This is a genomic window from Streptomyces sp. NPDC054834, assembly GCF_053611185.1.
Genome location: NZ_JBSGZV010000001.1, coordinates 64191 through 87717, shown reverse-complemented (window position 1 = coordinate 87717; position 23527 = coordinate 64191). Strand labels below are relative to the sequence as shown.

22 protein-coding genes and 1 pseudogene are annotated in these 23527 nt (G+C 70.7%); 14 read left to right on the top strand and 9 right to left on the bottom strand.

Annotated features, from left to right (window positions below):
* Positions 1-6: 6 nt before the first annotated feature.
* The 3 genes and pseudogenes from rsmA to ACWGJM_RS00400 all read left to right on the top strand — a co-directional run.
* Positions 7-912, top strand: coding sequence for a 16S rRNA (adenine(1518)-N(6)/adenine(1519)-N(6))-dimethyltransferase RsmA (rsmA, locus tag ACWGJM_RS00410; protein WP_453409428.1), 906 nt, complete (start codon positions 7-9; stop codon positions 910-912).
* Complete coding sequence (locus ACWGJM_RS00405; RefSeq protein ID WP_453409427.1) at positions 909-1817, top strand: 4-(cytidine 5'-diphospho)-2-C-methyl-D-erythritol kinase; 909 nt, start codon at positions 909-911, stop codon at positions 1815-1817. Before rsmA ends, ACWGJM_RS00405 begins: the two co-directional genes overlap by 4 nt.
* A 69-nt stretch (positions 1818-1886) precedes the next feature.
* Positions 1887-2054 (top strand): annotated as a pseudogene (locus ACWGJM_RS00400) (hypothetical protein); the annotation flags it as partial.
* 288 nt (positions 2055-2342) lie between these two features.
* Here ACWGJM_RS00400 and ACWGJM_RS00395 read toward each other — a convergent pair.
* Positions 2343-2936 carry a Uma2 family endonuclease gene (locus ACWGJM_RS00395; protein WP_453409426.1) on the bottom strand — a complete coding sequence of 198 codons (594 nt, stop codon included), beginning with the start codon at positions 2934-2936 and terminating at the stop codon, positions 2343-2345.
* A gap of 182 nt (positions 2937-3118) precedes the next feature.
* Here ACWGJM_RS00395 and ACWGJM_RS00390 point away from each other — a divergent pair, with 182 nt between their 5' ends.
* The 4 genes from ACWGJM_RS00390 (at position 3119) to ACWGJM_RS00375 (ending at position 9646) form a co-directional block, all read left to right on the top strand.
* Positions 3119-4927: an ABC-F family ATP-binding cassette domain-containing protein gene (locus ACWGJM_RS00390; protein WP_453409425.1), complete on the top strand. Its 1809-nt coding sequence runs from the start codon at positions 3119-3121 to the stop codon at positions 4925-4927.
* A gap of 204 nt (positions 4928-5131) precedes the next feature.
* Positions 5132-6901, top strand: coding sequence for an outer membrane protein assembly factor BamB family protein (locus tag ACWGJM_RS00385; protein ID WP_453409424.1), 1770 nt, complete (start codon positions 5132-5134; stop codon positions 6899-6901).
* Between the two features lie 61 nt (positions 6902-6962).
* Positions 6963-8765 carry an outer membrane protein assembly factor BamB family protein gene (locus ACWGJM_RS00380; RefSeq protein WP_453409423.1) on the top strand — a complete coding sequence of 601 codons (1803 nt, stop codon included), beginning with the start codon at positions 6963-6965 and terminating at the stop codon, positions 8763-8765.
* 203 nt (positions 8766-8968) lie between these two features.
* Positions 8969-9646 (top strand): helix-turn-helix transcriptional regulator, encoded by a 678-nt coding sequence (locus tag ACWGJM_RS00375; RefSeq protein WP_453409422.1) that lies wholly within the window; start codon positions 8969-8971, stop codon positions 9644-9646.
* 16 nt (positions 9647-9662) lie between these two features.
* Here ACWGJM_RS00375 and ACWGJM_RS00370 read toward each other — a convergent pair whose 3' ends face one another.
* Complete coding sequence (locus tag ACWGJM_RS00370; protein ID WP_453409421.1) at positions 9663-9998, bottom strand: hypothetical protein; 336 nt, start codon at positions 9996-9998, stop codon at positions 9663-9665.
* A 21-nt stretch (positions 9999-10019) separates the two neighbouring features.
* The gene (locus tag ACWGJM_RS00365) at positions 10020-11705 is read right to left on the bottom strand and encodes a sodium:solute symporter family protein (RefSeq protein WP_453409420.1); all 1686 of its coding nucleotides are present in this window, start codon (positions 11703-11705) and stop codon (positions 10020-10022) included.
* Between the two features lie 121 nt (positions 11706-11826).
* Between ACWGJM_RS00365 and galT the strand changes: the two genes are divergently transcribed.
* Genes galT through galK form a run of 3 tightly spaced genes read left to right on the top strand, consistent with a single transcriptional unit; the run spans position 11827 to position 15007 of the window.
* Positions 11827-12888, top strand: coding sequence for a galactose-1-phosphate uridylyltransferase (gene galT, locus ACWGJM_RS00360; RefSeq protein ID WP_453409419.1), 1062 nt, complete (start codon positions 11827-11829; stop codon positions 12886-12888).
* Positions 12885-13853, top strand: coding sequence for a UDP-glucose 4-epimerase GalE (gene galE / locus ACWGJM_RS00355; protein ID WP_453409418.1), 969 nt, complete (start codon positions 12885-12887; stop codon positions 13851-13853). The genes galT and galE overlap by 4 nt, the downstream gene beginning before the upstream one ends.
* Complete coding sequence (galK, locus tag ACWGJM_RS00350; protein ID WP_453409417.1) at positions 13853-15007, top strand: galactokinase; 1155 nt, start codon at positions 13853-13855, stop codon at positions 15005-15007. The genes galE and galK overlap by 1 nt, the downstream gene beginning before the upstream one ends.
* 5 nt (positions 15008-15012) lie before the next feature.
* Here galK and ACWGJM_RS00345 read toward each other — a convergent pair whose 3' ends face one another.
* The gene (locus tag ACWGJM_RS00345; protein WP_453409416.1) at positions 15013-15468 is read right to left on the bottom strand and encodes a GNAT family N-acetyltransferase; all 456 of its coding nucleotides are present in this window, start codon (positions 15466-15468) and stop codon (positions 15013-15015) included.
* A gap of 232 nt (positions 15469-15700) precedes the next feature.
* Between ACWGJM_RS00345 and ACWGJM_RS00340 the strand changes: the two genes are divergently transcribed.
* Complete coding sequence (locus tag ACWGJM_RS00340; RefSeq protein ID WP_390739876.1) at positions 15701-16468, top strand: LuxR C-terminal-related transcriptional regulator; 768 nt, start codon at positions 15701-15703, stop codon at positions 16466-16468.
* Here the strand turns inward: ACWGJM_RS00340 and tamR are convergent.
* A complete protein-coding gene (gene tamR / locus ACWGJM_RS00335; protein WP_453409415.1) occupies positions 16427-16924 on the bottom strand; it encodes a MarR family transcriptional regulator TamR in 498 nt (165 codons plus the stop codon). The genes ACWGJM_RS00340 and tamR overlap by 42 nt on opposite strands.
* 89 nt (positions 16925-17013) lie before the next feature.
* On the opposite strand from tamR, the gene ACWGJM_RS00330 reads away from it, so the two are divergent.
* The gene (locus ACWGJM_RS00330; RefSeq protein WP_453409414.1) at positions 17014-17823 is read left to right on the top strand and encodes a trans-aconitate 2-methyltransferase; all 810 of its coding nucleotides are present in this window, start codon (positions 17014-17016) and stop codon (positions 17821-17823) included.
* The gene (locus tag ACWGJM_RS00325) at positions 17823-18227 is read left to right on the top strand and encodes a VOC family protein (protein ID WP_453409413.1); all 405 of its coding nucleotides are present in this window, start codon (positions 17823-17825) and stop codon (positions 18225-18227) included. The genes ACWGJM_RS00330 and ACWGJM_RS00325 overlap by 1 nt, the downstream gene beginning before the upstream one ends.
* Here ACWGJM_RS00325 and ACWGJM_RS00320 read toward each other — a convergent pair.
* The 4 genes from ACWGJM_RS00320 to ACWGJM_RS00305 all read right to left on the bottom strand — a co-directional run bounded on the left by ACWGJM_RS00320 (position 18202) and on the right by ACWGJM_RS00305 (position 20441).
* On the bottom strand, positions 18202-18450 hold the full coding sequence (locus ACWGJM_RS00320; RefSeq protein WP_453409412.1) for a type II toxin-antitoxin system RelE family toxin: 249 nt from the start codon (positions 18448-18450) through the stop codon (positions 18202-18204). The two genes, ACWGJM_RS00325 and ACWGJM_RS00320, sit on opposite strands and share 26 nt — an antisense overlap.
* Positions 18447-18698 carry a type II toxin-antitoxin system Phd/YefM family antitoxin gene (locus tag ACWGJM_RS00315; RefSeq protein WP_453409411.1) on the bottom strand — a complete coding sequence of 84 codons (252 nt, stop codon included), beginning with the start codon at positions 18696-18698 and terminating at the stop codon, positions 18447-18449. Before ACWGJM_RS00315 ends, ACWGJM_RS00320 begins: the two co-directional genes overlap by 4 nt.
* Before the next feature lie 61 nt (positions 18699-18759).
* Entirely contained in the window at positions 18760-19437 is a 678-nt protein-coding gene (locus ACWGJM_RS00310; RefSeq protein WP_095754963.1) for a TetR/AcrR family transcriptional regulator, read from the bottom strand.
* Entirely contained in the window at positions 19434-20441 is a 1008-nt protein-coding gene (locus ACWGJM_RS00305) for an acyl-CoA desaturase (RefSeq protein ID WP_453409410.1), read from the bottom strand. The genes ACWGJM_RS00310 and ACWGJM_RS00305 overlap by 4 nt, the downstream gene beginning before the upstream one ends.
* 310 nt (positions 20442-20751) lie before the next feature.
* Between ACWGJM_RS00305 and ppc the strand changes: the two genes are divergently transcribed.
* A complete protein-coding gene (ppc, locus tag ACWGJM_RS00300; RefSeq protein ID WP_453409409.1) occupies positions 20752-23484 on the top strand; it encodes a phosphoenolpyruvate carboxylase in 2733 nt (910 codons plus the stop codon).
* Positions 23485-23527 lie beyond the last annotated feature (43 nt).

Below are 23527 nucleotides of genomic sequence, written 5' to 3'. Positions count from 1 at the left end.
TGTCGGGTGAGCAGCCCCACCCCTGACGCCCTCCTGGGCCCCGCCGACGTCCGTGAACTGGCGGCCGCCCTCGGAGTGCGCCCCACCAAGCAGCGCGGCCAGAACTTCGTGATCGACGCGAACACGGTCCGCCGTATCGTCCGCACCGCCGAGGTCCGCCCGGACGACCTGGTGGTCGAGGTCGGCCCGGGGCTCGGCTCCCTCACCCTCGCCCTGCTGGAGGTCGCCGACCGCGTCACCGCCGTCGAGATCGATGACGTCCTGGCCGCGGCCCTGCCCGCCACCATCACCGCCCGCATGCCCGAGCGCGCCGGCCGTTTCGCCCTGGTCCACTCCGACGCGATGCACGTCACCGAACTGCCGGGCCCCGCCCCGACCGCGCTGGTGGCGAACCTCCCGTACAACGTGGCCGTGCCGGTGCTGCTGCACATGCTGGACACCTTCCCGAGCATCGAGCGCACCCTCGTCATGGTCCAGTCGGAGGTCGCCGACCGCCTCGCCGCCGCGCCCGGCTCGAAGGTGTACGGCGTCCCGTCCGTGAAGGCGAACTGGTACGCCGAGGTCAAGCGGGCCGGCGCCATCGGCCGCACCGTCTTCTGGCCCGCGCCCAACGTCGACAGCGGCCTGGTCTCGCTCGTCCGCCGGGCCGAGCCGGTCAAGACCACGGCGTCGAAGAGGGAGGTCTTCGCGGTGGTCGACGCGGCGTTCGCACAGCGCCGCAAGACCCTGCGGGCCGCCCTCGCCGGATGGGCCGGGTCGGCGGCCGCGGCCGAGGCGGCCCTGGTCGCCGCCGGGGTCTCGCCGCAGGCACGCGGGGAGTCCCTGACCGTCGAGGAGTTCGCGCGTATCGCGGAAGCCGCGTCACCGCGGGGGGCGGCCCCCGCACCCCCGAACGAGGAGTCCGGTAAGTGAGCGTCACCGTACGCGTCCCCGCCAAGGTCAACGTCCAGCTGGCGGTGGGCGCCGCCCGCCCCGACGGCTACCACGACCTGGCCAACGTCTTCCTCGCGGTCGGCCTGTACGACGAGGTCACGGTCACCCCGGCCGAAGAGCTGCGGATCACCTGCGCCGGGCCGGACGCCGAGCAGGTCCCCCTGGATCGCACCAACCTCGCCGCGCGCGCGGCGCTCACCCTCGCCGAGCGCCGGGGCATCGAGCCCGCCGTGCACATCCACATCGCCAAGGACATCCCGGTCGCCGGAGGCATGGCGGGCGGCAGCGCGGACGGCGCGGGCGCGCTGGTCGCCTGCAACGCGCTGTGGGGGACAGGCGCCTCCCGCGCCGAGCTCCTCGCCATCTGCGCCGAGCTGGGCAGCGACGTGCCGTTCAGTCTGGTCGGCGGGGCGGCGCTCGGCACCGGGCGGGGCGAGCTGCTGACCGCGCTGGAGGTCGGCGGCACCTTCCACTGGGTGTTCGCGATGGCCGGCCGGGGGCTGTCGACCCCGGCCGTGTTCCGCGAGTTCGACCGGCTCGCCGAGGGCCGCGACATCCCCGAGCCCGTCGCCTCCGACGACCTGCTCGACGCCCTCGCCAAGGGCGACCCCGACGCGCTCGCCGCCGCCGTCTCCAACGACCTCCAGCCCGCCGCCCTCTCCCTCTTCCCCGAGCTCGCCGACACCCTCGCCGCGGGCCGCACGGCCGGCGCCCTCACCGCGCTGGTCTCGGGCTCGGGCCCCACGACGGCTTTCCTGGTCCGCGATCCCGAGGCGGCGACAGCGGTGGCCGAGGCGCTGCGGGCGTCCGGCACGTGCCGGACGGTGCGGATCGCGACGGCGCCCGCGCCGGGGGCGGCCGTGGTGTCAGCGGCGGCGGAGTAAACCGGCTGGACATAAAGGGGGGAAGACCTGATCACCGAGGAACTCGTCGCCGCGGTACGCCAAGGAGACGTGGACCGGGCCCGCAGACTGCTGGACACGGCCGATCCCGACACCGTCGACCCCGAGACGGGCCTGCCCCTGCTCTGTGCGGCCGTCGCGGCCTACGACGAGGAGATCGCCGGGGCGCTGGTGGACGCGGGAGCCGATCCACTGCGGCCGCTGCCGGACGGTTCCACCCCGCTGCTCCGGGCGGTCGACGGCGGCTCGGTGGAGATGGTGGACGAACTCCTCCACGACCCCGCCCGGGTCCCCGGCCCCGTGCGCGCCGAACTGATGGCGCGTGCCCGGCACTGGGCCGAGACCGGCGTGGAGGCCGAACTGCGCGTCCTCGCCGGCGAGGACGGGCCCGTGCGGCGGGAGAGGGTCATGGACCGCCGGGAGTACGCCTGGTACACCCGGCTCTCGCGTGGAGGACGGCTTCGGGGTGCCGGCGCCGGGGGCGACAGTGGTCTGACGGGCACTCTCTCAGAGCTCGTCGATGGCGGTCAGGTCGATGTCGATGCCGTACGGCACGGAGACCTTGACGCGGTCCCGCTGCATGCCCATGTGCACGTACGCGTGGGTGACCGGGTCGAGTTCGTAGACGTGGACCAGAGGGCCGCGACTGGTTCCGTCACGCTCGACGCGCCAGAAGTTGGGGATGCCCGCAGTGGCGTACTTCTGCGGCTTGGTCGTCCGGTCCCGGGATTCCGAGTCCGGGGACACGACCTCCACGGCCAGTACTACGTCCCGCGCCTCGTAGCTCGTCTGGTCCGGTCCGCTGACCGCATCGGCCAGGACCACGCTGACATCCGGCTCCGGGCCGTTGCGCCGGTCGAGGACGACGGTCATTTCCCGCTTCACCCTGAACTTTTCCGGCACGCTTCGTCGGAGGCCGCTCACCAGCAGGTCGATCACGTCTGCGTGGAAATTGCGCTGCGGACCCACGATGACGAGGCTCCCGTCGATCAGCTCGGTGTGCGGCGGGAGATCGGGCAGTGTGAACAGGTCGTCCACGGTGTAGCCGTCCTTGGGCGGCACGTGCCAGTGGCTGTGCTGCGACATGGACTCGGCGGTCATGGTTCCTCCCATGGACGGGATCCTGCTGCCTGTCCTCCAAGGTAGCGGCCGTATCGCGATCACGTCATCACAAAGAGTGACCGCCCCTCCACGCGCCGCCCCGCGTGCCGCAGGCCCTACGCTAGAAGGCTGACCCACGCGGCGGAGCCGCACGTCGATACAGTCCCGCCGGCAGGAGTGAAATGGCCGTCAACCTGGTCAATGTCGAGAACGTCAGCAAGGTGTACGGCACCCGTGCGCTGCTGGACGGTGTCTCGCTCGGCGTGTCCGAAGGGGACCGGATCGGGGTCGTCGGGCGCAACGGCGACGGCAAGACCACCCTCATCCGGATGCTCGCCAAGGTGGAGGAGGCCGACACCGGGCGGGTCACGCACTCCGGCGGGCTGCGGATCGGGGTGCTCACCCAGCACGACTCCCTCGACCCCGCGGCCACCGTCCGGCACGAGGTCATCGGTGACATGGCCGACCACGAGTGGGCCGGGAACTCCAAGGTCCGGGACGTGTTGACCGGGCTGTTCGGCGGGCTCGACCTGCCGGGCTTCCCGAAGGGGCTGGACACCGTCATCGGGCCGCTGTCGGGTGGCGAGCGGCGGCGGATCGCGCTGGCCAAGCTGCTCATCGAGGAGCAGGACCTGATCGTCCTCGACGAGCCCACCAACCACCTCGACGTCGAGGGCATCTCCTGGCTGGCCCGGCACCTGCGCGAGCGGCGCTCCGCGCTGGTGTGCGTCACCCACGACCGGTGGTTCCTCGACCAGGTGTGCACGCGCATGTGGGACGTCCAGCGGGGGGCCGTGTACGAGTACGAGGGCGGCTACTCCGACTACGTCTTCGCGCGGGCCGAGCGCGAGCGCATCGCGGCCACCGAGGAGACCAAGCGGCAGAACCTGGTCCGCAAGGAGCTGGCCTGGCTGCGGCGCGGGGCGCCCGCCCGTACGTCCAAGCCGCGCTTCCGCGTCGAGGCCGCCAACGAGCTCATCGCGGACGTGCCGCCGCCCCGGGACAGCAGCGAGCTGATGAAGTTCGCCTCCTCCCGGCTGGGGAAGACGGTGTTCGACCTGGAGGACATCACCGTCCAGGCCGGCCCCAAGGTGCTGCTCAAGCACGTCACCTGGCAGCTCGGACCGGGCGACCGGATCGGCCTGGTCGGCGTCAACGGCGCCGGGAAGACCTCCCTGCTGCGGGCCATGGCCGACGCGGCCCGCACGGAGGGCGAGACGCAGCCGGTGGGCGGGCGCATCGCCGTCGGCAGGACCGTCAAGCTCGCCTACCTCTCCCAGGAGGTCGGCGAACTCGACCCGAACCTGCGGGTCCTGGAAGCCGTGCAGCGGGTCCGCGAGCGCGTGGACCTCGGCAAGGGGCGGGAGATGACCGCCGGTCAGCTGTGCGAGACGTTCGGCTTCAACAAGGAGAAGCAGTGGACGCCCGTCGGGGACCTGTCCGGTGGTGAGCGGCGCCGGCTCCAGCTGCTGCGGCTGCTCATGGACGAGCCCAACGTCCTCTTCCTCGACGAGCCCACCAACGACCTCGACATCGAGACCCTCACCCAGCTCGAGGACGTCCTCGACGGCTGGCCCGGCTCGATGATCGTCATCTCCCACGACCGGTTCTTCGTCGAGCGCACCACCGACCGGGTGTACGCCCTCCTCGGCGACGGCACCCTGCGGATGCTGCCGCGCGGCATCGACGAGTACCTGGAGCGCCGGCAGCGCATGGAGGAGGCGGTCGCCGCCTCCGCCGCCGCCTCGGCACCCAAGCCGGCCGTCGCGGAGAAGAGCGCCGCCGACCAGCGCGTCGCCAAGAAGGAACTCCAGAAGATCGAGCGGCAGTTGGACCGCATCTCCGAGAAGGAGTCCAAGCTGCACGCCCAGATCGCGGACAACGCCACGGACTTCGCCAAGGTCGCCGAACTCGACGCCCAGCTGCGGGACTTGGCCTCAGAGCGCGAGGAACTGGAGCTTCGCTGGCTGGAACTCGCCGAGAACGCGTAGGCAGGGCGCGCGCCCGGTGAAGGGGCGTGCTGTGTTTTCCGGGGGGACACCCCCCCCAGACCCCCGCGCATTACGACGGCATCACGGGCCGGTCCTCCCTTGGGAACAGGGGTTGGTCCGGCCCGCTGCGCTGTAGGACCCGAGTGGTAGAAAGAGCGGTCTGAGAACTGGCTAAAAATCAGTGAACGAGGGGGAGACGCGCTGATGACCCAGCCGCCTGATCATCCACCGCAGCAGGGCGGTTTCGGCCCGCCGCAGGCCCCGCCGCCCCAGGGCGGATTCGGCGCCCCGATGCCCCCGCCACCGGCCCAGCCGCCTGCGCAGACCCCGCCCGCCGGACCGCCGCAGCCCCAGCCGGGATACGGCTATCCGCAGCAGCCCGGCCCCTACGCCCAGCCGGGCCCGTACGCGGCGCCCGGCACGCCCGGCCCGTACGGGCAGCCGCAGCAGCCGGGCCCGTACGGGCAGCAGCCCGGGTACGGCTACCCGCAGCAGCCGCAGTACCCCGGCGCGCCCGGCACCCCGCCGCCCGGTGGCCCGCGCGGCCCCTTCAAGGGCAAGCCCGCGCTCGTCATCGGGGCGGCGGTGGCGGCGCTGCTGGTCATCGGCGGCACCGTGTACGCGGTCGCCGGCGGTGACGACGGCGGCCAGAAGAAGCCGGTCGCGCAGAAGAGCGACGGCGGCAACTTCACCGCGACCGGCACCCCGGCCAACCCCGGTGACGGCAGCGGCGACGGCGGCTCGGACCCGAAGGACCTCAACGCGGGCCGCAAGCCCGGCGAGGCCAAGGTGCTCTGGTACAAGACGGCACCGGACGCGCCCCGTTCCGGCGCCGACGCGCCCGGCATGTGGATCACCGGCAAGACGGCGGTGAAGGCGGCCTACAAGCAGGTCTTCGCCTACAACGTGGGCGACGGCGACCCCACTTGGTCCCCCATCACCTTCCCGCAGAAGATCTGCGCGGTCACCCCGCGGAAGTCGGCCGACGACAAGGTCGTCGTGGCGTACATGAGCGGCACCAGCGACCGCGCCAAGTGCAACCAGCTCCAGCAGATCGACCTGAACACGGGCGAGAAGGGCTGGAGCGGCGAGGTCGCCGACGGCGGGCTGTTCGACAGCGCGATCAGCGTCGAACTGACCATCAGCGGCAAGACGCTGATGGTGGGCCGCTCCCAGTCGGGCACGGCGTACGACCTCGGCACCGGCAAGAAGCTGTACGACAAGAAGAAGTACGGCACCGACTGCTTCCCGACCGCGTTCGCGGGCGGCACCGACCGGCTGATCTCCGTCGCCTCCTGCGACGCCACCGGCAGCGACGAGCACGACGAGATCCAGTGGCTCGACCCGGCCACCGGCAAGGTCAAGTGGACCCAGAAGGTCAAGAAGGGCTGGAAGGTCGCGCGCACCTACTCCGTCAAGCCGCTCGTGGTCTATCTGACCAACGAGGACAAGAAGGCCTGGAACATCTCCACCTTCACCCCCGACGGCAGGTTCCGCTCCGAGGTCAAGGCCGACGAGAAGTTCGCCCCGAGCTGCGGCTGGGCCATCCTCGAACGTGACCTCCAGGGCTGCCAGGGCGTCGCGGCCGACGCCAACACCCTCTACCTGCCGACCGACACCACCAGCGGCGCCAACGAGATCGTCGCGATCAGCCTCACGACCGGCAAGGCGAAGTGGCGCGTGAAGTCCCCGACGGACGAGTCGATGGTCCCGGTCGAGGTCGAGGGCGGCAAGCTCGTCGCGTACGTGCACCCGTCGTACGACACGGGCGGCCAGGTCGTGTCGATCCCGACCGGCGGCTCCGGTCACAAGGCGACGAAGCTGCTTCAGAACCCCAGCGGCACCGCGGAGATCGAGGACGGCTTCTACGACGGCGCGGTGGCCTGGGTCGACGGGCGCTTCTACATCTCCTCCACCCGGCTGTCCGGGAACGACGACGCGAAGGAGAAGCTGATGCTCGCCTTCGGCAAGTGAGACCGGTTCCTCCGCCGCCTTCCGCTCCGCTCTCCGAGCTTTCTCCCGAGGTACATCAGCCATGACCCAGCCGCCGCCTCCGCCGCCGAACCAGCCCCCGCAGCAGGGCGGCTTCGGCCCGCCGCAGACCCCGCCGGCCGCCCAGACGCCTCCGCCGCCCCCGGCCCAGCAGCCGCAGACCCCGCCGGCCCCGCAGCCTCCTGCGCCGCAGCCCGGCTACGGCTATCCGCACGCGCCGCAGCCCCCGCAGCCCCCGCAGGGCTACGGTTACCCCGGCGGGCAGCCGAATCCGTACGCCCAGCCGCAGGCCCCGTACGCCCAGCCGCCGACCGCGTACGGCCAGCCCGGCTACGGCTACCCGGGCCAGCCGACCATGCCGATGCACCCGCAGCCCGGGCAGCCGGGCGGTGGCGGGCGCAAGGTGAACAGCTCGCTGGTCATCATCGTCTCGGCGCTGGTCGCGGTCGCGCTGATCATCGGCGGCGGGATCTGGTACGCGAAGTCCGGCGGTGCCGACAGCGGGAAGAAGGACACCGCGAGCTCCAGCGGCGGCACGGGCGGCAACGACGACAAGGGTGGCGGCACCGGCGGCACCTCGACCGGCGGCAAGGAGAAGGTGCCCGCCGACACCACCGCCACGCAGCTCTTCAAGATCCCGCTGCCCAAGGCGAACGACACCGTCTCCACCGCCGGCTCCTGGATCACCGACAAGGTGTACGCCAAGAGCGGCGTCGCCCAGATCATCGGCTACGACCCCGCCAAGGGCACCGAGCTGTGGACGATCAAGCTGCCCGGCCCGGTCTGCGCGGCCACGAACCACGTCACGTCCGACGGCCGGACGGCGATCGCCTTCCAGCCGAAGATGCCCGCGAAGGGCTCCTCCGAGGGGTGCAGCCAGATCGCCGCGATCGACCTCGACGCGGGCAAGAAACTGTGGACGAAGTCGGTCGACTCCGGTGACTACCCGATCAGCTTCGAGAACGTGACGGTCGCGCAGAACACCGTCGCCGTCGGCAGCACCAACGGGGGCGCCGCCTTCGACATCGCCTCCGGCAAGGTGCTGTGGCAGCCGAAGCCGGGCGACACCTGCTACGACGCCGGGTACGGCGGCGGCGAGAAGCTGGTGGCGGTGCGCAAGTGCGGCGAGTACGACAACCGCCAACTGCACATCCAGACCATCGACCCGAAGTCCGGGAAGGTGATCTCCGAGTACAAGATGACCCAGGGCATCGAGTACGCCAGCGTCGTCTCCACCGACCCGCTGGTGGTCGCCGCCGACGTCAGCGGCAGCGCGGGCGACGGCAGCGGCATCTCGGACTACTTCTCCATCGACAACAAGACCGGTGAGCTGCGCACCCGGATCTCCGCGCCGGCCGACTCCTTCGGCGGCCGCTGCGACGGCATCACCCGCATCGAGTACTGCAAGGAGATCGCCGTCGGCAACGACAAGCTGTACGTGCCGACCGAGGAACACGACGGCACCGGCCAGTACAGCAGGACCAACGAGATCGTCGCCTTCGACCTGGGCACCGGCAAGCAGACCGGCCAGCGCGCCGACGCCGGCGACGGCTACACGATCTCCCCGCTGCGCATGGACGGCGGCAACCTGCTCGCGTACAAGCGTCCGCCCTACAACAAGGGCGGGCAGATCGTCAGCATCGCCGGCGGCTCCTCCAAGGAGACCAAGCTGCTGGAGAACCCGGCCACCGAGTCGGTGCACGACGCGGAGACCGACATGCTGCCGGAGTACGCGGAGCTCCTCTACTCCCAGGGCCGCCTGTACATGTCGGCGATCTACGCGGACAGGTCGTCCTCCTCGGACAGCGAGAAGGACTTGGTCGTCGCGTTCGGCACCAAGAACTGATCACCCATCAGGCGCCGTCGATTGTTCGGAATGGCAGGAATTTCAGCGATCCGGGGCACTTCTCACCAGTAGGGGCAGCGCGACGTCGAACAAGCGTGTAGCTTCCGGGGGCATGAAGGGCGGGGTGCCGGGGGGCCCTCTGTCCAAGTGGACCGTGGGCATCCATAGTGGGGCATCCATGGGGGGGACTGGGGGGTTGCTCTATGGGAGTGCGGCTCATGGTGGTCGACGACCACCGATTGCTCGCGGAGGCGCTGGCATCGGCGCTGAAGCTGCGGGGACACCGGGTCCTCGCGGCGGCGGCACCGGCCGCGGGCGCGGCGGACCTGGTGATCAGCCGGGCGCCCGAGGTGTGCCTGCTGGGCACGGCGGCGCCCGCCGAGCCGGGGGCCTTCGACCCCGTGGTGAAGATCAAGCGGGAGCGCCCGCAGGTCGCGGTCCTGGTGCTGGGCCCGGTCCCGTCGCCGCGGGGCATCGCGGCGGCCTTCGCGGCGGGTGCCTCCGGCTACGTCCGGCATGACGAGCGCATCGAGGGTGTCGAGCGGGCGATCATGAAGGCCAGGTCCGGGGAGGCGGCCGTCGCCCCCCAGCTGTTGCAGGGCGCCTTCAGCGAGCTGCTCAACCCCGCCGCCCAGCCCGACGACGAGGGCCAGCGCCTCCTCCAGATGCTCACCCCGCGCGAGGTGGAGGTCCTGGTCCGGGTCGCCGACGGCGAGGACACCCGCCTGATCGCGGCCGGCATGGGCATCGCCCCGTCGACGGCCCGGACCCACGTCCAGCGGGTCCTGATGAAACTGGGCGTGGGCTCCCGCCTGGAGGCGGCGGCGCTGGCCGCGCGGACGGGGTTGCTGGACCGTGCGTCGGCCGGGCCGGAGTCGTAGCCCACCCGGCGCCCGCTCACTCGCGCTCGCCGTCCCGCCCCTCGTCCGGCAGGACAGGCGGAACCGGCGGAGGCGTGGGCCGCAGCTTCAGCCAGACCAGGAAGAACAACCCCAGCAGCAGCATCCCGATCCCGGTCCACAGGTTGATGTTGATGCCCTGCGCCTTGTCGATCTCGGCCTGGGAGTCGGTGATCCCGGCGATCGTCACGATGATCCCGTACAGCACGAACAGCCCGCCGATGATCCGCCGCAGGTCGAAGATCCGCGCGGCCGTCTCGGACTTCTGCTCCAGCTCGGTGACTTCCCGCTGGACGTCTTCCTCGGAGTACCAGGAGTGTTCGGACTCGGACATGGTCTCTCCATCCTCCCGCGATCAGAGTGAGAACGAGAAGGGGACGTAGCAGGCGGCGGCCAGAATCACCGCGCCCCAGCCCAGCAGCGCCGGCCGGCGGTACCAGGCGTCGTCCCCGGCGGCGGCCGGCTCGGCCATGCCCGGTGAGCTGGTGCCGTACACCAGCCCCTGGAGCTCGTGCTCCGGCTTCGGCCGGGTGAACAGCGACACCACGACCATGACCACCGCGCCGGCGACGAACCCGGCGATCGCGGAGACGAAGTTGGCGCCCTGGTCCGTGGGGATGCCGATGATGCCCTTCTTGTAGAACACGAAGTAGTTGACCATCGCGGTCACCGTCCCGGCGAGCAGACCCCAGAACCCGGACTTGGCGGACGCGCGCTTCCAGAACATGCCGACGATGAAGGCGACGAACATCGGCACGTTGAAGAAGGAGAACAGCGTCTGGAGGTACGCCATGATGTTGGAGAAGGACGACGCGAGGAACGCCGTTCCGATGGACGCCACCACGCCGACCGCCGTGATCAGCCGTCCGAAGCGCACGTAGTACTCGTCCTGGCGGTGCCGGACCACGTACCTGCCCCAGATGTCGTTGGTGAAGACGGTGTTGAAGGACGACACGTTGGCCGCCATGCCAGCCATGAAGGCGGCGAGCAGACCGGTCACGGCGATGCCGAGCACGCCGTTGGGCAGCAGCTGCTCCATCAGGTAGGGGATGGCGTCGTTGTACTGGAGGCCGGAGCCGGCCGTGCCGATCTTCGGCACCAGCGCCGCCGCGACCAGGCCCGGGATCATCACCAGGAAGACGATGAAGACCTTCGGGTACGCGGCGATCAGCGGGGTGCGCTGGGAGGCGGAGAGGTTCTTCGCGGACAGGGCGCGCTGCACCTCGGCGAAGTTCGTCGTCCAGTAGCCGAAGGACAGCACGAAGCCGAGGCCGAGGACGATGGTCAGCCAGTTGGCCCCCAGCGGGTTGGGGCTGCCGATGCCGGTGCCGCCCCAGGCGGTGGTGAAGTTGTGACCGTGCAGCGCGGTGAGCTTGTCGGTCAGGCCGCCCCAGCCGCCGACCTTCTTCAGCCCGAGGACGGTGATGGGGATGAGGGCCGCCAGGATCACGAAGAACTGGAGCACCTCGTTGTAGATGGCGGAGGACAGACCGCCGAGAGTGATGTAGGCGAGGACGAAGGCGCCTGCGACCACGATGGCCACCCACTGCGGCCAGCCCAGCAGGGCCTCGACGACGATCGCCAGGGCGTAGAGGTTCACCCCGGAGATCAGGATGGCCGCGAACGCGAACAGGATCGAACTGAGCAGGTGGGCCCCTTTGTCGAAGCGCAGCAGCAGGAACTCGGGCACCGAGCGGACCTTGCTGCCGTAGTAGAAGGGCATCATCACCAGGCCGAGGAAGACCATGGCGGGGATGGCGCCGATCCAGTACCAGTGGACGGTGTAGGCGCCGTACTGGGCGCTGTTGGCCGCCATGCCCAGGATCTCGGTGGCCGCCAGGTTCGCCGAGATGAAGGCGAGGCCGGTGATCCAGGCGGGCAGCGAGCGTCCGGAGAGGAAGAAGTCGAGGCTGGTCTTCACCGACCTGCGGGCGGCGAAACCGATGCCCAGGACGACGACGAAGTAGATCGCGAGGATCGTGTAGTCGAGCCAGTTGGTCGGGAGCCGTAGCTCCGCGGCCAGGTACATGGGGGTTCGCATGCGGCTTTCACCTTGCTTGGTGTTCTTTGTTTGATTGTGATGGTGACGGACGTGGGGGTTTGTGGTTTGATGTGTTCGGTTCTGTTTGGTGCCTTGCTGGGTGTACGGATGGAGAGTCGCGGTGAAGAAGACCTCGACCCGGTTGGCCGACGGTCGTGAGCTCATCTACTACGACCTGAAGGACGACGCGGTGCGCGACGCGGTGGACCGGCGCCCGCTGGACCGCACGGTCACCACTTCGGAGGTACGCCACGACCCGCTGCTCGGCGACGCGGTGGCGATCGCCTCGCACCGGCAGGGCCGCACCTACCACCCGCCGGCCGACGAGTGCCCCCTGTGCCCGTCGCACGGGGACCGGCTGAGCGAGATCCCCGACTCGTCGTACGACGTCGTCGTCTTCGAGAACCGTTTCCCCTCGCTGGCCGGCGACTCCGGCCGCTGCGAGGTCGTCTGCTTCACCTCCGACCACAACGCCTCCTTCGCCGACCTGACCGAGGAGCAGGCGCGACTGGTGCTGGACGCCTGGACCGACCGGACCTCCGAGCTGTCGCACCTCCCCTCGGTCGAGCAGGTGTTCTGCTTCGAGAACCGGGGACCCGAGATCGGGGTGACGCTCGGGCATCCGCACGGACAGATCTACGCGTACCCCTTCACCACCCCCCGCACCGCGCTCATGTTGCGTTCGCTCGCGACACACAAGGACGCCACCGGCGGGGAGAACCTCTTCGACGCCATCCTGGAGAGGGAACTCGCCGATGAGCGGGTCGTCCTTGAGGGTGAACACTGGGTGGCCTTCGTGCCGTACGCAGCGCACTGGCCGTACGAGATCCACCTGTACCCCAAGCGCCGCGTCCCCGATCTGCTCGCCCTGGACGAGGCGGCACGCTCAGAATTCCCCAAGGTTTATCTGGAACTCTTGAGGCGCTTCGACCGGATCTTCGGGGACGGTGAGCCTCCTACGCCGTACATCGCCGCCTGGCACCAGGCGCCGTTCGGGCAACTGGAGGACTTCGAGGGCGTCACACGGGACGACTTCGCGCTCCACCTCGAGCTTTTCACCATCCGCCGCACCTCCGGCAAGCTGAAGTTCCTCGCCGGTTCCGAATCCGGCATGAGCGTGTTCATCAACGACGTGCCGCCGGAGCGCGCGGCTCAGCGACTGCGAGAGGTAGCGAGTTCATGAGCGGGAAGTACCTGGTGACGGGCGGCGCGGGTTACGTCGGCAGCGTGGTCGCCCAGCACCTGCTGGAAGCCGGACACGAGGTCACCGTCCTGGACAACCTCAGCACCGGCTTCCGCGAGGGCGTGCCCGCCGGGGCCGCGTTCGTCGAGGGCGACATCCGCGACGCGGGCAAGTGGCTCGACTCCTCCTACGACGGCGTCCTGCACTTCGCCGCGTCCTCCCAGGTCGGCGAGTCGGTGGTGAAGCCGGAGAAGTACTGGGACAACAACGTCGGCGGCACCATGGCCCTGCTCGGCGCGATGCGCGAGGCGGGCGTGCGCAAGCTCGTCTTCTCCTCCACGGCCGCCACGTACGGCGAGCCGGAGCAGGTCCCGATCGTCGAGACCGCACCGACCAGGCCCACCAACCCCTACGGCGCCTCCAAGCTCGCCGTCGACCACATGATCACCGGCGAGGCGGCGGCCCACGGGCTCGGTGCCGTGTCGCTGCGCTACTTCAACGTGGCCGGCGCGTTCGGCGCGTACGGCGAGCGCCACGACCCCGAGTCGCACCTGATCCCCCTGGTCCTCCAGGTCGCGCAGGGCCGCCGCGAGTCGATCTCCGTCTTCGGCGACGACTACCCGACCCCGGACGGCACCTGCGTCCGCGACTACATCCACGTCGCGGACCTCGCCGAGGCCCACCTGCTGGCCCTGAAGGCCGCGCAGCCCGGCGAGCACCTGATCTGCAACCTCGGCAACGGCGAGGGCTTCTCCGTCCGCGAGGTCGTCGAGACCGTCCGCAAGGTCACCGGCCACCCGATCCCCGAGGTCGTGGCCCCCCGCCGGGGCGGCGACCCCGCGGTCCTGGTCGCCTCCGCCCAGGCCGCCCGCGAGCGCCTCGGCTGGCAGCCGACCCGCTCGGACCTCGCCGGTATCGTCGCCGACGCCTGGGAGTTCGCCCAGCACATCGCAAGGGAGCACTAGTGGGGGCACAGCAGGTCCGCGAGGACTTCGGCGCACTGTACGGAGCCGAACCGGAGGGCGTCTGGTCGGCGCCCGGCCGGGTCAACCTGATCGGCGAGCACACCGACTACAACGACGGCTTCGTCATGCCGTTCGCCCTGCCGCACGTGGCGACGGCCGCGGTCTCACGCCGCGGCGACGGCGTGCTGCGCCTGCACTCGGCGGACGTCGAGGGCGGTGTCGTGGAGCTCTCCCTGGACGCGCTCGCCCCGGAGAGCGACCGCGCGTGGACGGCGTACCCGGCGGGCGTGGTCTGGGCGCTGCGTGAGGCCGGCCACCCGGTCACCGGCGCCGACATCCACCTGTCCTCGACCGTCCCGACCGGCGCGGGCCTGTCCTCCTCGGCGGCCCTCGAGGTCGTCGTCGCCCTCGCCCTGAACGACCTGTACGAGCTCGGCCTCCAGCGCTGGCAGATGGCCCGCCTGTGCCAGCGCGCCGAGAACGTCTACGTCGGCGCGCCCACCGGCATCATGGACCAGACGGCGTCCGCGTGCTGCGAGGAGGGCCACGCCCTCTTCCTCGACACCCGCGACCTGTCCCAGCAGCAGATCCCCTTCGACCTCGCGGCCGAGGGCATGCGGCTGCTGGTCGTCGACACCCAGGTCAAGCACGCCCACAGCGGCGGTGAGTACGGCAAGCGGCGCGCGGGCTGCGAGAAGGGCGCGGCGTTGCTCGGCGTGGACGCCCTGCGGGACATCCCGTACGACGGACTCCACGAGGCCCTCGAACGGCTGGGCGACGAGGAGGAGGTGCGCCGCCTGGTGCGCCACGTCGTCAGCGAGGACCAGCGGGTCGACCGGGTCGTCGCCCTGCTGCGGGCCGGCGAGACGCGGGCGATCGGCCCGGTGCTGACCGAGGGCCACGCCTCCCTGCGGGACGACTTCCGCATCTCCTGCCCCGAGCTGGACCTGGTCGTCGACACCGCGCTGGCGAGCGGCGCCCTGGGCGCCCGGATGACCGGCGGCGGCTTCGGCGGCTCGGCGATCGTGCTCGCGGAGGCCGCCGACGTCGACACCATCGGCAAGGCCGTCGGGGAGGCCTTCGCGGCGGCCGGCTTCACGGCCCCCCGCGTGTTCGAGGCGGTACCGGCGGCGGGGGCGCGGCGGGTCGGCTGAGCCGGTCAGCCGAGGCGCTTCGTCAACGTGTACTCCGTGATCCCCGGCGGATAGCCGGGGATCACGCACACCACCTCGTAGCCCTGCCCGCGGTAGAAGTCCGGCGCCTGGAAGTCCCAGGTCTCCAGGCGGGCGCTGTGGCAGCCGCGGTCGGCGCGGGCGATCCGCTCGGCCTCCTTGAGCAGGTGGGAGCCCAGGCCCGCGCCGCGGTGCCGGGCGTCGACCCACAGGTACGTCACGTGCAGCCAGGTCGCCCAGGTGTGGCCGACCAGTCCGCCCGCGAGATCACCCGTCTCGTCCGACGCCCACACGTGCAGCGGACGCTCCCGTTCACCCGGGGTGCCGCGCAGGGCGGCGAGGACGGGCGAGGCGGCCGTGTTGGCGTCGCGCAGGCGGGAGCGGAGCAGATCATGTCGGGCCTTGTCGACTTCCGCCTCAATACGAAACATGCGGCACACCATAAACGCGCCGGACGGCCAGTTCTGCAAATAGCCTTCCGCCGCCCGCCCCGGTCCGTACCCTGATGTGCAGCACCGGTGGGGGCCGGTGCTGATCAGGGGGCGAGACACGCGGGTACGACGCCCGCGGTGGGGGTAGCAGTGTCCGCACGGCGGCGGCCGTGCGGTTGTGTTTCCGTCAACCGTGGGGTCGTACCCGCAAGGTCGTCGTTTCCCGGACCAGTGGGGGGTTTCAGTGGTTCGCATCCGAGTCCTGGTCGTCGACGACCACCGCATCTTCGCCGAGTCGCTCGCCGCCGCCCTGGCCGCCGAGCCCGACGTCGACGTCTCCGCCGCCGGCAGCGGCCCGGCCGCGCTGCGCTGCCTGGAGCGGGCGGCCGCCGAGGGCCGCCGCTACGACGTGCTGCTCGTCGACGCCGACCTGGGCGGCCATGTGCCCGGCATACGCCCGGCCGTACCGGTGCAGGACGGCGACGAGGAAGGCCTCGTCGACGGGATCTCGTTGGTCGCGGGCGTCCGGACGGCGCAGCCGGCGGTACGGACCGTGGTCCTCGCCGAGAAGGACGACCCGCGCCGGGCCGCCCTCGCGCTCCAGGCCGGCGCATCGGGCTGGGTCGCCAAGGACTGCTCGCTGTCCCGGCTGCTGAACGTCATCCGGGGTGTCCTGCGCGACGAGACGCATCTGCCGCCGGCCCTGCTCACCGGGGTCCTGCGGGAACTGACCGCCGCGCGCAAGCACCGCACCGAGAGCGAGCGGCTGGTGGAGTCCCTCACCCCGCGCGAGCGGGAGGTGCTGCGCTGCATGGTCGCGGGCCTCGGCCGCAAGGCGGTCGCCGAACGGCTGTTCCTGTCCCCGCACACCGTCCGCACCCACATGCAGAACGTCCTCGGCAAACTGGGCGTCCACTCCACCCTGGCGGCCGTCGCCCTGGCCCGGCGGGCCGGGGTGGGCCCGGCCGACCTAGCCGGGGATGTTGTCGAACGGGGCGGTCAGCTGGCGTAGCAGTCCGGCCAGTTCACTGCGCTGGGCGCTGGTCAGCTCCCCGAGGATCGCCCGTTCCTGGTCCAGCAGGCCCGCCAGCGACTGGTCCGCGCGGTCCCGGCCCTCGCCGGTCAGGCGGACCAGCACGCCCCGCCGGTCGCTCGGGTCGGGCAGCCGCTCCACCAGGCCCTTCTTGGCCAGCCGGTCGATGCGGTTGGTCATCGTGCCCGAGGTGACCAGGGTCTGGGTCAGCAACTGCCCCGGCGAGAGCTGATATGGCGTCCCCGCGCGCCTGAGCGCGGTCAGCACGTCGAACTCCCAGGGCTCAAGCTGGTGCTCGGCGAAGGCCAGCCGGCGCGCCCGGTCCAGGTGCCGGGCCAGTCTGCTGACCCGGCTGAGCACCTCGAGCGGTTCCACGTCGAGGTCCGGGCGCTCCCGGCGCCACGCAGCGACCAGCCGATCGACCTCGTCCTCCATGACGATCAGTGTAGTGGTTGTGTCGACATGAAGTCTCTTGATGTGAAGCCTCTTGACGTCAAGATACTTTGGTTGGGAAGGTGGAGGACATGACCACTCACGCCTGGGACCCCGCCCAGTACCTCCGGCACGCCGGCCACCGCGCCCGCCCCTTCGCCGACCTCCTCGCCCGCGTCCCCGACCTCCCCGGCGACCCGCCCCGCATCGCCGACCTCGGCTGCGGCCCCGGCAACGTCACCGCACTGCTCGCCGCACGCTGGCCCACCGCGCACATCACCGGTTACGACAACTCGCCCGAGATGCTCGACAAGGCCCACGTCGACCACGCGGGCCCCACGGCCGGCGGCCGCCTCGACTTCGCCCCCGCCGACGCCCGGACCTGGACGCCCGCCGAACCGCACGACCTGATCCTCAGCAACGCCACGCTCCAGTGGGTCCCGGGCCACGCCGAGCGCTTCGCCGACTGGATCGCGGCCCTGGGCCCCGGCGGCACCTTCGCCTTCCAGGTGCCCGGCAACTTCTCCGCCCCCAGCCACCGGCTGATGCGCTCCCTGGCCCACTCCGCCCGCTGGAAGGACCGCCTCGCGGACGTCCTGCGCCACGAGGACGCGGTGCTCGCGCCCGAGGCGTACCTGGACCGGCTGACCGGGCTGGGCTGTGCGGCGGACGTGTGGGAGACGACGTACATCCATCTGCTCCAGGGGGAGGACCCGGTCCTGGACTGGGTCAAGGGCACGGGCCTGCGGCCCGTGCTCACCGCGCTGGCCGACGAGCCCGAGGCGCGCGAGGACTTCCTGGCCGAGTACCGGGCGGCTCTGCGCGAGGCCTACCCGGCGGGCCCGCACGGCACGCCGTTCCCGTTCCGGCGGATCTTCGCGGTCGCCACGAAGGAGGCGTGATGCTCACTGCTGTGGACCACGTGCAGCTGGCGGCCCCGCCAGGGAGCGAGGACCTGCTGCGGGCGTACTACGTGGACGTCCTCGGCATGGCGGAGATCCCCAAGCCGCCGGTGCTCGCGGCGCGCGGGGGCTGCTGGTTCCAGGCGGGGGCCGTGCAGCTGCATCTGGGGATCGAGGCGGCCCCCGCCGGAGGCGGAAAATGTGGCTTTCATCCCGCGAAGAAGGCCCATCCTGGGCTGCGGGTGCGGGACATCGAGGCGTACGCGGCCCGGCTGGCGACGCTCGGAGCACCGGTGACCTGGGACGACAACCTGCCCGGCCACCGGCGCTTCTACTCCGAGGACCCGGTGGGGAACCGGCTGGAGTTCCTGGAGCCGGTCAGGCCGTCCGGCCCGGGTGCGTGATGAGGATGCGGACCACGTCGTCGTCGATCACGTAGAGGACGCGGTACACGCCCACGCGCAGGCGCCGGATGTTGGAGCCATATGCGGTGGAGTCGGTGGGGCGCGGTGTCTTGGCGAGGGTGTCGACGGTTTCGTAGACGGACGCGAGCCCGACGGGGTCGTCCTTGAGGAACCGCACGGCCTGGTTCGTGGCGCCGGGCTCCCAGATGATGCGGTAGGTCACGGACGCAGCCCCAGGATGCGTCCGACTTCCTCGTGGGGGATGCCCTCCCCCAGCGTGCCCTCAGCCTTGCGCCGCTGGTAGTCGGCGACGGCCAAGGCGTCTTCGAGATCCTCTATCACCTGGGGAGAGACGAGGAGCGCCGCGACGTGCCCGTGGTCGGTGAGGGCGATGGTCTCCCGGCTGTGAGCCGCACGGCGGACCAGGTCACCGAGCTGGGAACGGGCTGCGCTGATAGGGATCTCAGTCATGCCCCGCAAGATGCCACAAGATGCACCTTGTGGTCTATTGATGTCACCTCTTCGGGTGAACTCAGCTCTTCCGGTGCCCGATCAACCGCGGCTTCGGCTCCAGCCCGTCCAGCCCGTGCCACGCCAGATTCACCAGGTGCGCGGCCACCTCGGCCTTCTTCGGGCGGCGCACGTCCAGCCACCACTGCCCGGTCAGCGCGACCATGCCGACCAGGGCCTGCGCGTACAGCGGGGCCAGCTTCGGGTCGAAGCCGCGGGACTTGAACTCGCGGCCCAGGATGTCCTCCACCTGGGTGGCGATGTCGGAGATCAACGAGGCGAAGGAACCCGTGGACTGCGGGATGGGGGAGTCGCGGACCAGGATCCGGAAACCGTCCGTGTACTCCTCGATGTAGTCCAGCAACGCGAACGCGGCCTGCTCGCACAGTTCACGGGGATGCCCAGCGGTGAGGGAACTGGTCACCATGTCCAGCAGGCGCCGCATCTCGCGGTCCACCACCACCGCGTACAGCCCCTCCTTGCCGCCGAAATGCTCGTACACCACCGGCTTGGACACCCCGGCCTTCGCCGCGATCTCCTCCACCGACGTGCCCTCGAAACCTTTCGCCGCGAAGAGGGTGCGACCGATCTCCAGCAGCTGCTGGCGGCGCTCGGCACCGGTCATCCGGGTGCGACGCGCTCGCCGCGGCTTCTCATTGCTCGGGGTGCTGCTGGAGTCGGTCGCCACGGCGTCAATCATGCCGCCTCGGCCGTCTCCTTCCGGCGCCCGGAGCCGCCTTCCCGGGGGTTACGGCGCGAATCGATACGGGAGCGTGACGGCCAGCGCACGTCGTACGCCCAGCCCAACTTCTCGAACCAGCGGATGAACCGGGCGGAGGAGTCCAGCTGGCCCCGCTCCACACCGTGCCGCGCCGACGTCGGGTCGGCGTGGTGCAGGTTGTGCCAGGACTCGCCGCAGGACAGGACCGCCAGCCACCACACGTTCCCCGAACGGTCCCGGGACTTGAAGGGGCGCTTGCCGACCGCGTGACAGATCGAGTTGATCGACCACGTCACATGGTGCAGCAGGGCAACCCGGACGAGTGAACCCCAGAAGAAACCGGTGAACGCGCCCCACCACGACATGGTGGCCAGGCCGCCGATCAGCGGCGGCAGCGCCAGCGACACCACCGTCCACAGCACGAACTGGCGCGAGACCGCCCGGATCGCCGGGTCCTTGATCAGGTCCGGCGCGTACTTGTCCTGAGGCGTCTGCTCCTCATCGAACATCCAGGCGATGTGCGCCCACCACAGGCCCTTGATCAGCGCCGGCACCGTCTCCCCGAACCGCCACGGCGAATGCGGGTCACCCTCCGCGTCGGAGAACTTGTGGTGCTTGCGGTGGTCGGCCACCCAGCGGACCAGGGGACCCTCGACCGCCAGCGAACCCATGATCGCCAAAGCGATCCTCAACGGCCGCTTGGCCTTGAACGAACCATGCGTGAAGTACCGGTGGAAACCGATCGTGATGCCGTGGCAGCCCAGGAAGTAGAAGAAAACCAGCAGACCGAGGTCCAGCCAGCTCACCCCCCACCCCCACGCCAGCGGCACCGCCGCCAGCAGCGCCACGAACGGAACGGTGATGAAGAGGAGCAGCGTGATCTGCTCGATCGAACGCTTCTGCTCGCCGCCCAGCGTGGCGGAGGAACTCGGGCTGTCGGTCGGCTGCGGGGCGTCTTCCATCACATCGGAACTTGAGGTCATGCGCGTCCCCTGTGGGGTCGAGGGTCGAGACAGGTGCCGGTCGGAAGGGAACCAGCGGGACTCGAGCGGTACTTCCCTACGGTTCCGTAACCTACGGCGTCGTAAGTATGGCAGCGTGTCGACCGGCGGCAAGAGCCCAAGAGCCTGCGCGTCCCAGCGGACACCTATCCTTGGAGTCGGTCGGACAGCGCGGTCCGCTCTGTTTTCTTCCCGGATGCCCGGCCCGTATGCGGCGCCCGCCGCGCGGCAGACGGCCCAGACACACGGGTCCCCTCCCAGACGAGCTTCAACACTGCAAGGAGCCGCACCTGTGAGCAGTGCCGACGACCAGACCACCACGACCAGCACCGAGCTGCGCGCCGACATCCGGCGACTGGGTGACCTCCTCGGCGAGACCCTCGTCCGCCAGGAGGGCCCCGAACTGCTCGATCTCGTCGAGAGGGTCCGCCGCCTCACCCGCGAGGACGGCGAGGCCGCCGCCGAGCTGCTGCGCGGCACCGAACTGGAGACCGCGGCCAAGCTGGTCCGCGCCTTCTCCACCTACTTCCACCTCGCCAACGTCACCGAGCAGGTCCACCGCGGCCGCGAACTGCGCGCCAAGCGCGCCGCCGAAGGCGGCCTCCTCGCCCGCACCGCCGACCGCCTCAAGGACGCCGACCCCGAGCACGTCCGCGAATCGGTCACCCACCTGAACGTCCGCCCGGTGTTCACCGCACACCCCACCGAAGCCGCACGCCGGTCGGTCCTCAACAAGCTCCGGCGCATCGCCGCGCTCCTGGAAACCCCCGTCATCGACTCCGACCGCCGCCGCCACGACACCCGGCTGGCCGAGAACATCGACCTCGTCTGGCAGACCGACGAACTCCGCGTCGTCCGCCCCGAACCCGCCGACGAGGCCCGCAACGCCATCTACTACCTCGACGAACTCCACGCCGGCGCCGTCGGCGACGTCCTCGAGGACCTCACCGCCGAACTGGAACGGGTCGGGGTGAAGCTCCCCGACGACACCCGCCCCCTCACCTTCGGCACCTGGATCGGCGGCGACCGCGACGGCAACCCCAACGTCACCCCCCAGGTGACCTGGGACGTCCTCATCCTCCAGCACGAACACGGCATCAACGACGCCCTGGACACCGTCGACGAACTCCGCGGCCTGCTCTCCAACTCCATCCGCTACACCGGCGCCACCGAGGAACTCCTCGAATCCCTCCGGACCGACCTCGAACTCCTGCCCGAGATCAGCCCCCGCTACAAGCGCCTCAACGCCGAAGAGCCCTACCGTCTCAAGGCCACCTGCATCCGGCAGAAGCTCGCCAACACCAAGCAACGCCTCGCCAAGGGCACCCCCCACGAAGAGGGCCGCGACTACCTCGGCACCACCGAGCTCCTCCAGGACCTGCGGACCATCCAGACCTCACTGCGCGCACACCGCGGCGGCCTCTTCGCCGACGGCCGCCTCGCCCGCACCATCCGCACCCTCGCCGCCTTCGGCCTCCAGCTCGCCACCATGGACGTACGCGAACACGCCGACGCCCACCACCACGCCCTCGGCCAGCTCTTCGACCGCCTCGGCGAGGAATCCTGGCGCTACGCCGACATGCCCCGCGACTACCGCACCAAGCTCCTCGCCAAGGAACTCCGCTCCAGAAGGCCCCTCGCCCCCACCCCGGCCCCCGTCGACGCCGCCGGACAGAAGACCCTCGGCGTCTTCCAGACGGTCAAGAAGGCCCTCGAAGTCTTCGGCCCCGAAGTCATCGAGTCCTACATCATCTCCATGTGCCAGGGCGCCGACGACGTCTTCGCCGCCGCCGTCCTCGCCCGCGAAGCCGGCCTCCTCGACCTCCACGCCGGCTGGGCCAAGATCGGCATCGTCCCCCTCCTGGAGACCACCGACGAGCTCAAGGCCGCCGACACCATCCTCGAGGACATGCTCTCCGACCCCTCCTACCGCCGCCTCGTCGCCCTCCGCGGCGACGTCCAGGAGGTCATGCTCGGCTACAGCGACTCCTCCAAGTTCGGCGGCATCACCACCAGCCAGTGGGAGATCCACCGCGCCCAGCGCCGCCTCCGCGACGTCGCCCACCGCTACGGCGTACGCCTCCGCCTCTTCCACGGCCGCGGCGGCACCGTCGGCCGCGGCGGCGGCCCCAGCCACGACGCCATCCTCGCCCAGCCCTGGGGCACCCTCGAAGGGGAGATCAAGGTCACCGAACAGGGCGAGGTCATCTCCGACAAGTACCTCATCCCCTCCCTGGCCAGGGAGAACCTGGAACTGACGGTCGCCGCGACCCTGCAGGCCTCCGCCCTGCACACCGCACCCCGCCAGTCCGACGAGGCCCTCGCCCGCTGGGACGCCGCCATGGACGTCGCCTCCGACGCCGCCCACGCCGCCTACCGCCGCCTCGTCGAGGACCCGGACCTGCCGACGTACTTCCTCGCGTCGACGCCGGTGGACCAGCTCGCCGACCTGCACCTGGGCTCCCGGCCCTCCCGCCGCCCCGGCTCCGGCGTCTCGCTCGACGGCCTGCGCGCCATCCCCTGGGTCTTCGGCTGGACCCAGTCCCGGCAGATCGTCCCCGGCTGGTTCGGCGTCGGCTCCGGCCTCAAGGCCCTACGCGCCGCCGGCCTCGACACCGTGCTCGACGAGATGCACGAACAGTGGCACTTCTTCCGCAACTTCATCTCCAACGTCGAGATGACCCTCGCCAAGACCGACCTGCGCATCTCCCAGCACTACGTCGACACCCTCGTCCCCGACGAACTCAAGCACGTCTTCGACACCATCAAGGCCGAACACGAGCTCACCGTCACCGAAGTCCTCAAGATCACCGGCGAGAAGGAACTGCTCGACGCCACCCCCGTCCTCAAGCAGACCTTCGCCATCCGCGACGCCTACCTGGACCCCATCTCCTACCTCCAGGTCGCCCTCCTCAAGCGCCAGCGCGACGCCGCGACCGCCGGCGAACAGCCCGACCCGCTGCTCTCCCGCGCCCTGCTGCTGACCGTCAACGGCGTCGCCGCCGGCCTGCGCAACACCGGCTGACCCGCACAAAGACAGTGCCCCCGGGTTCACCCGAACCCGGGGG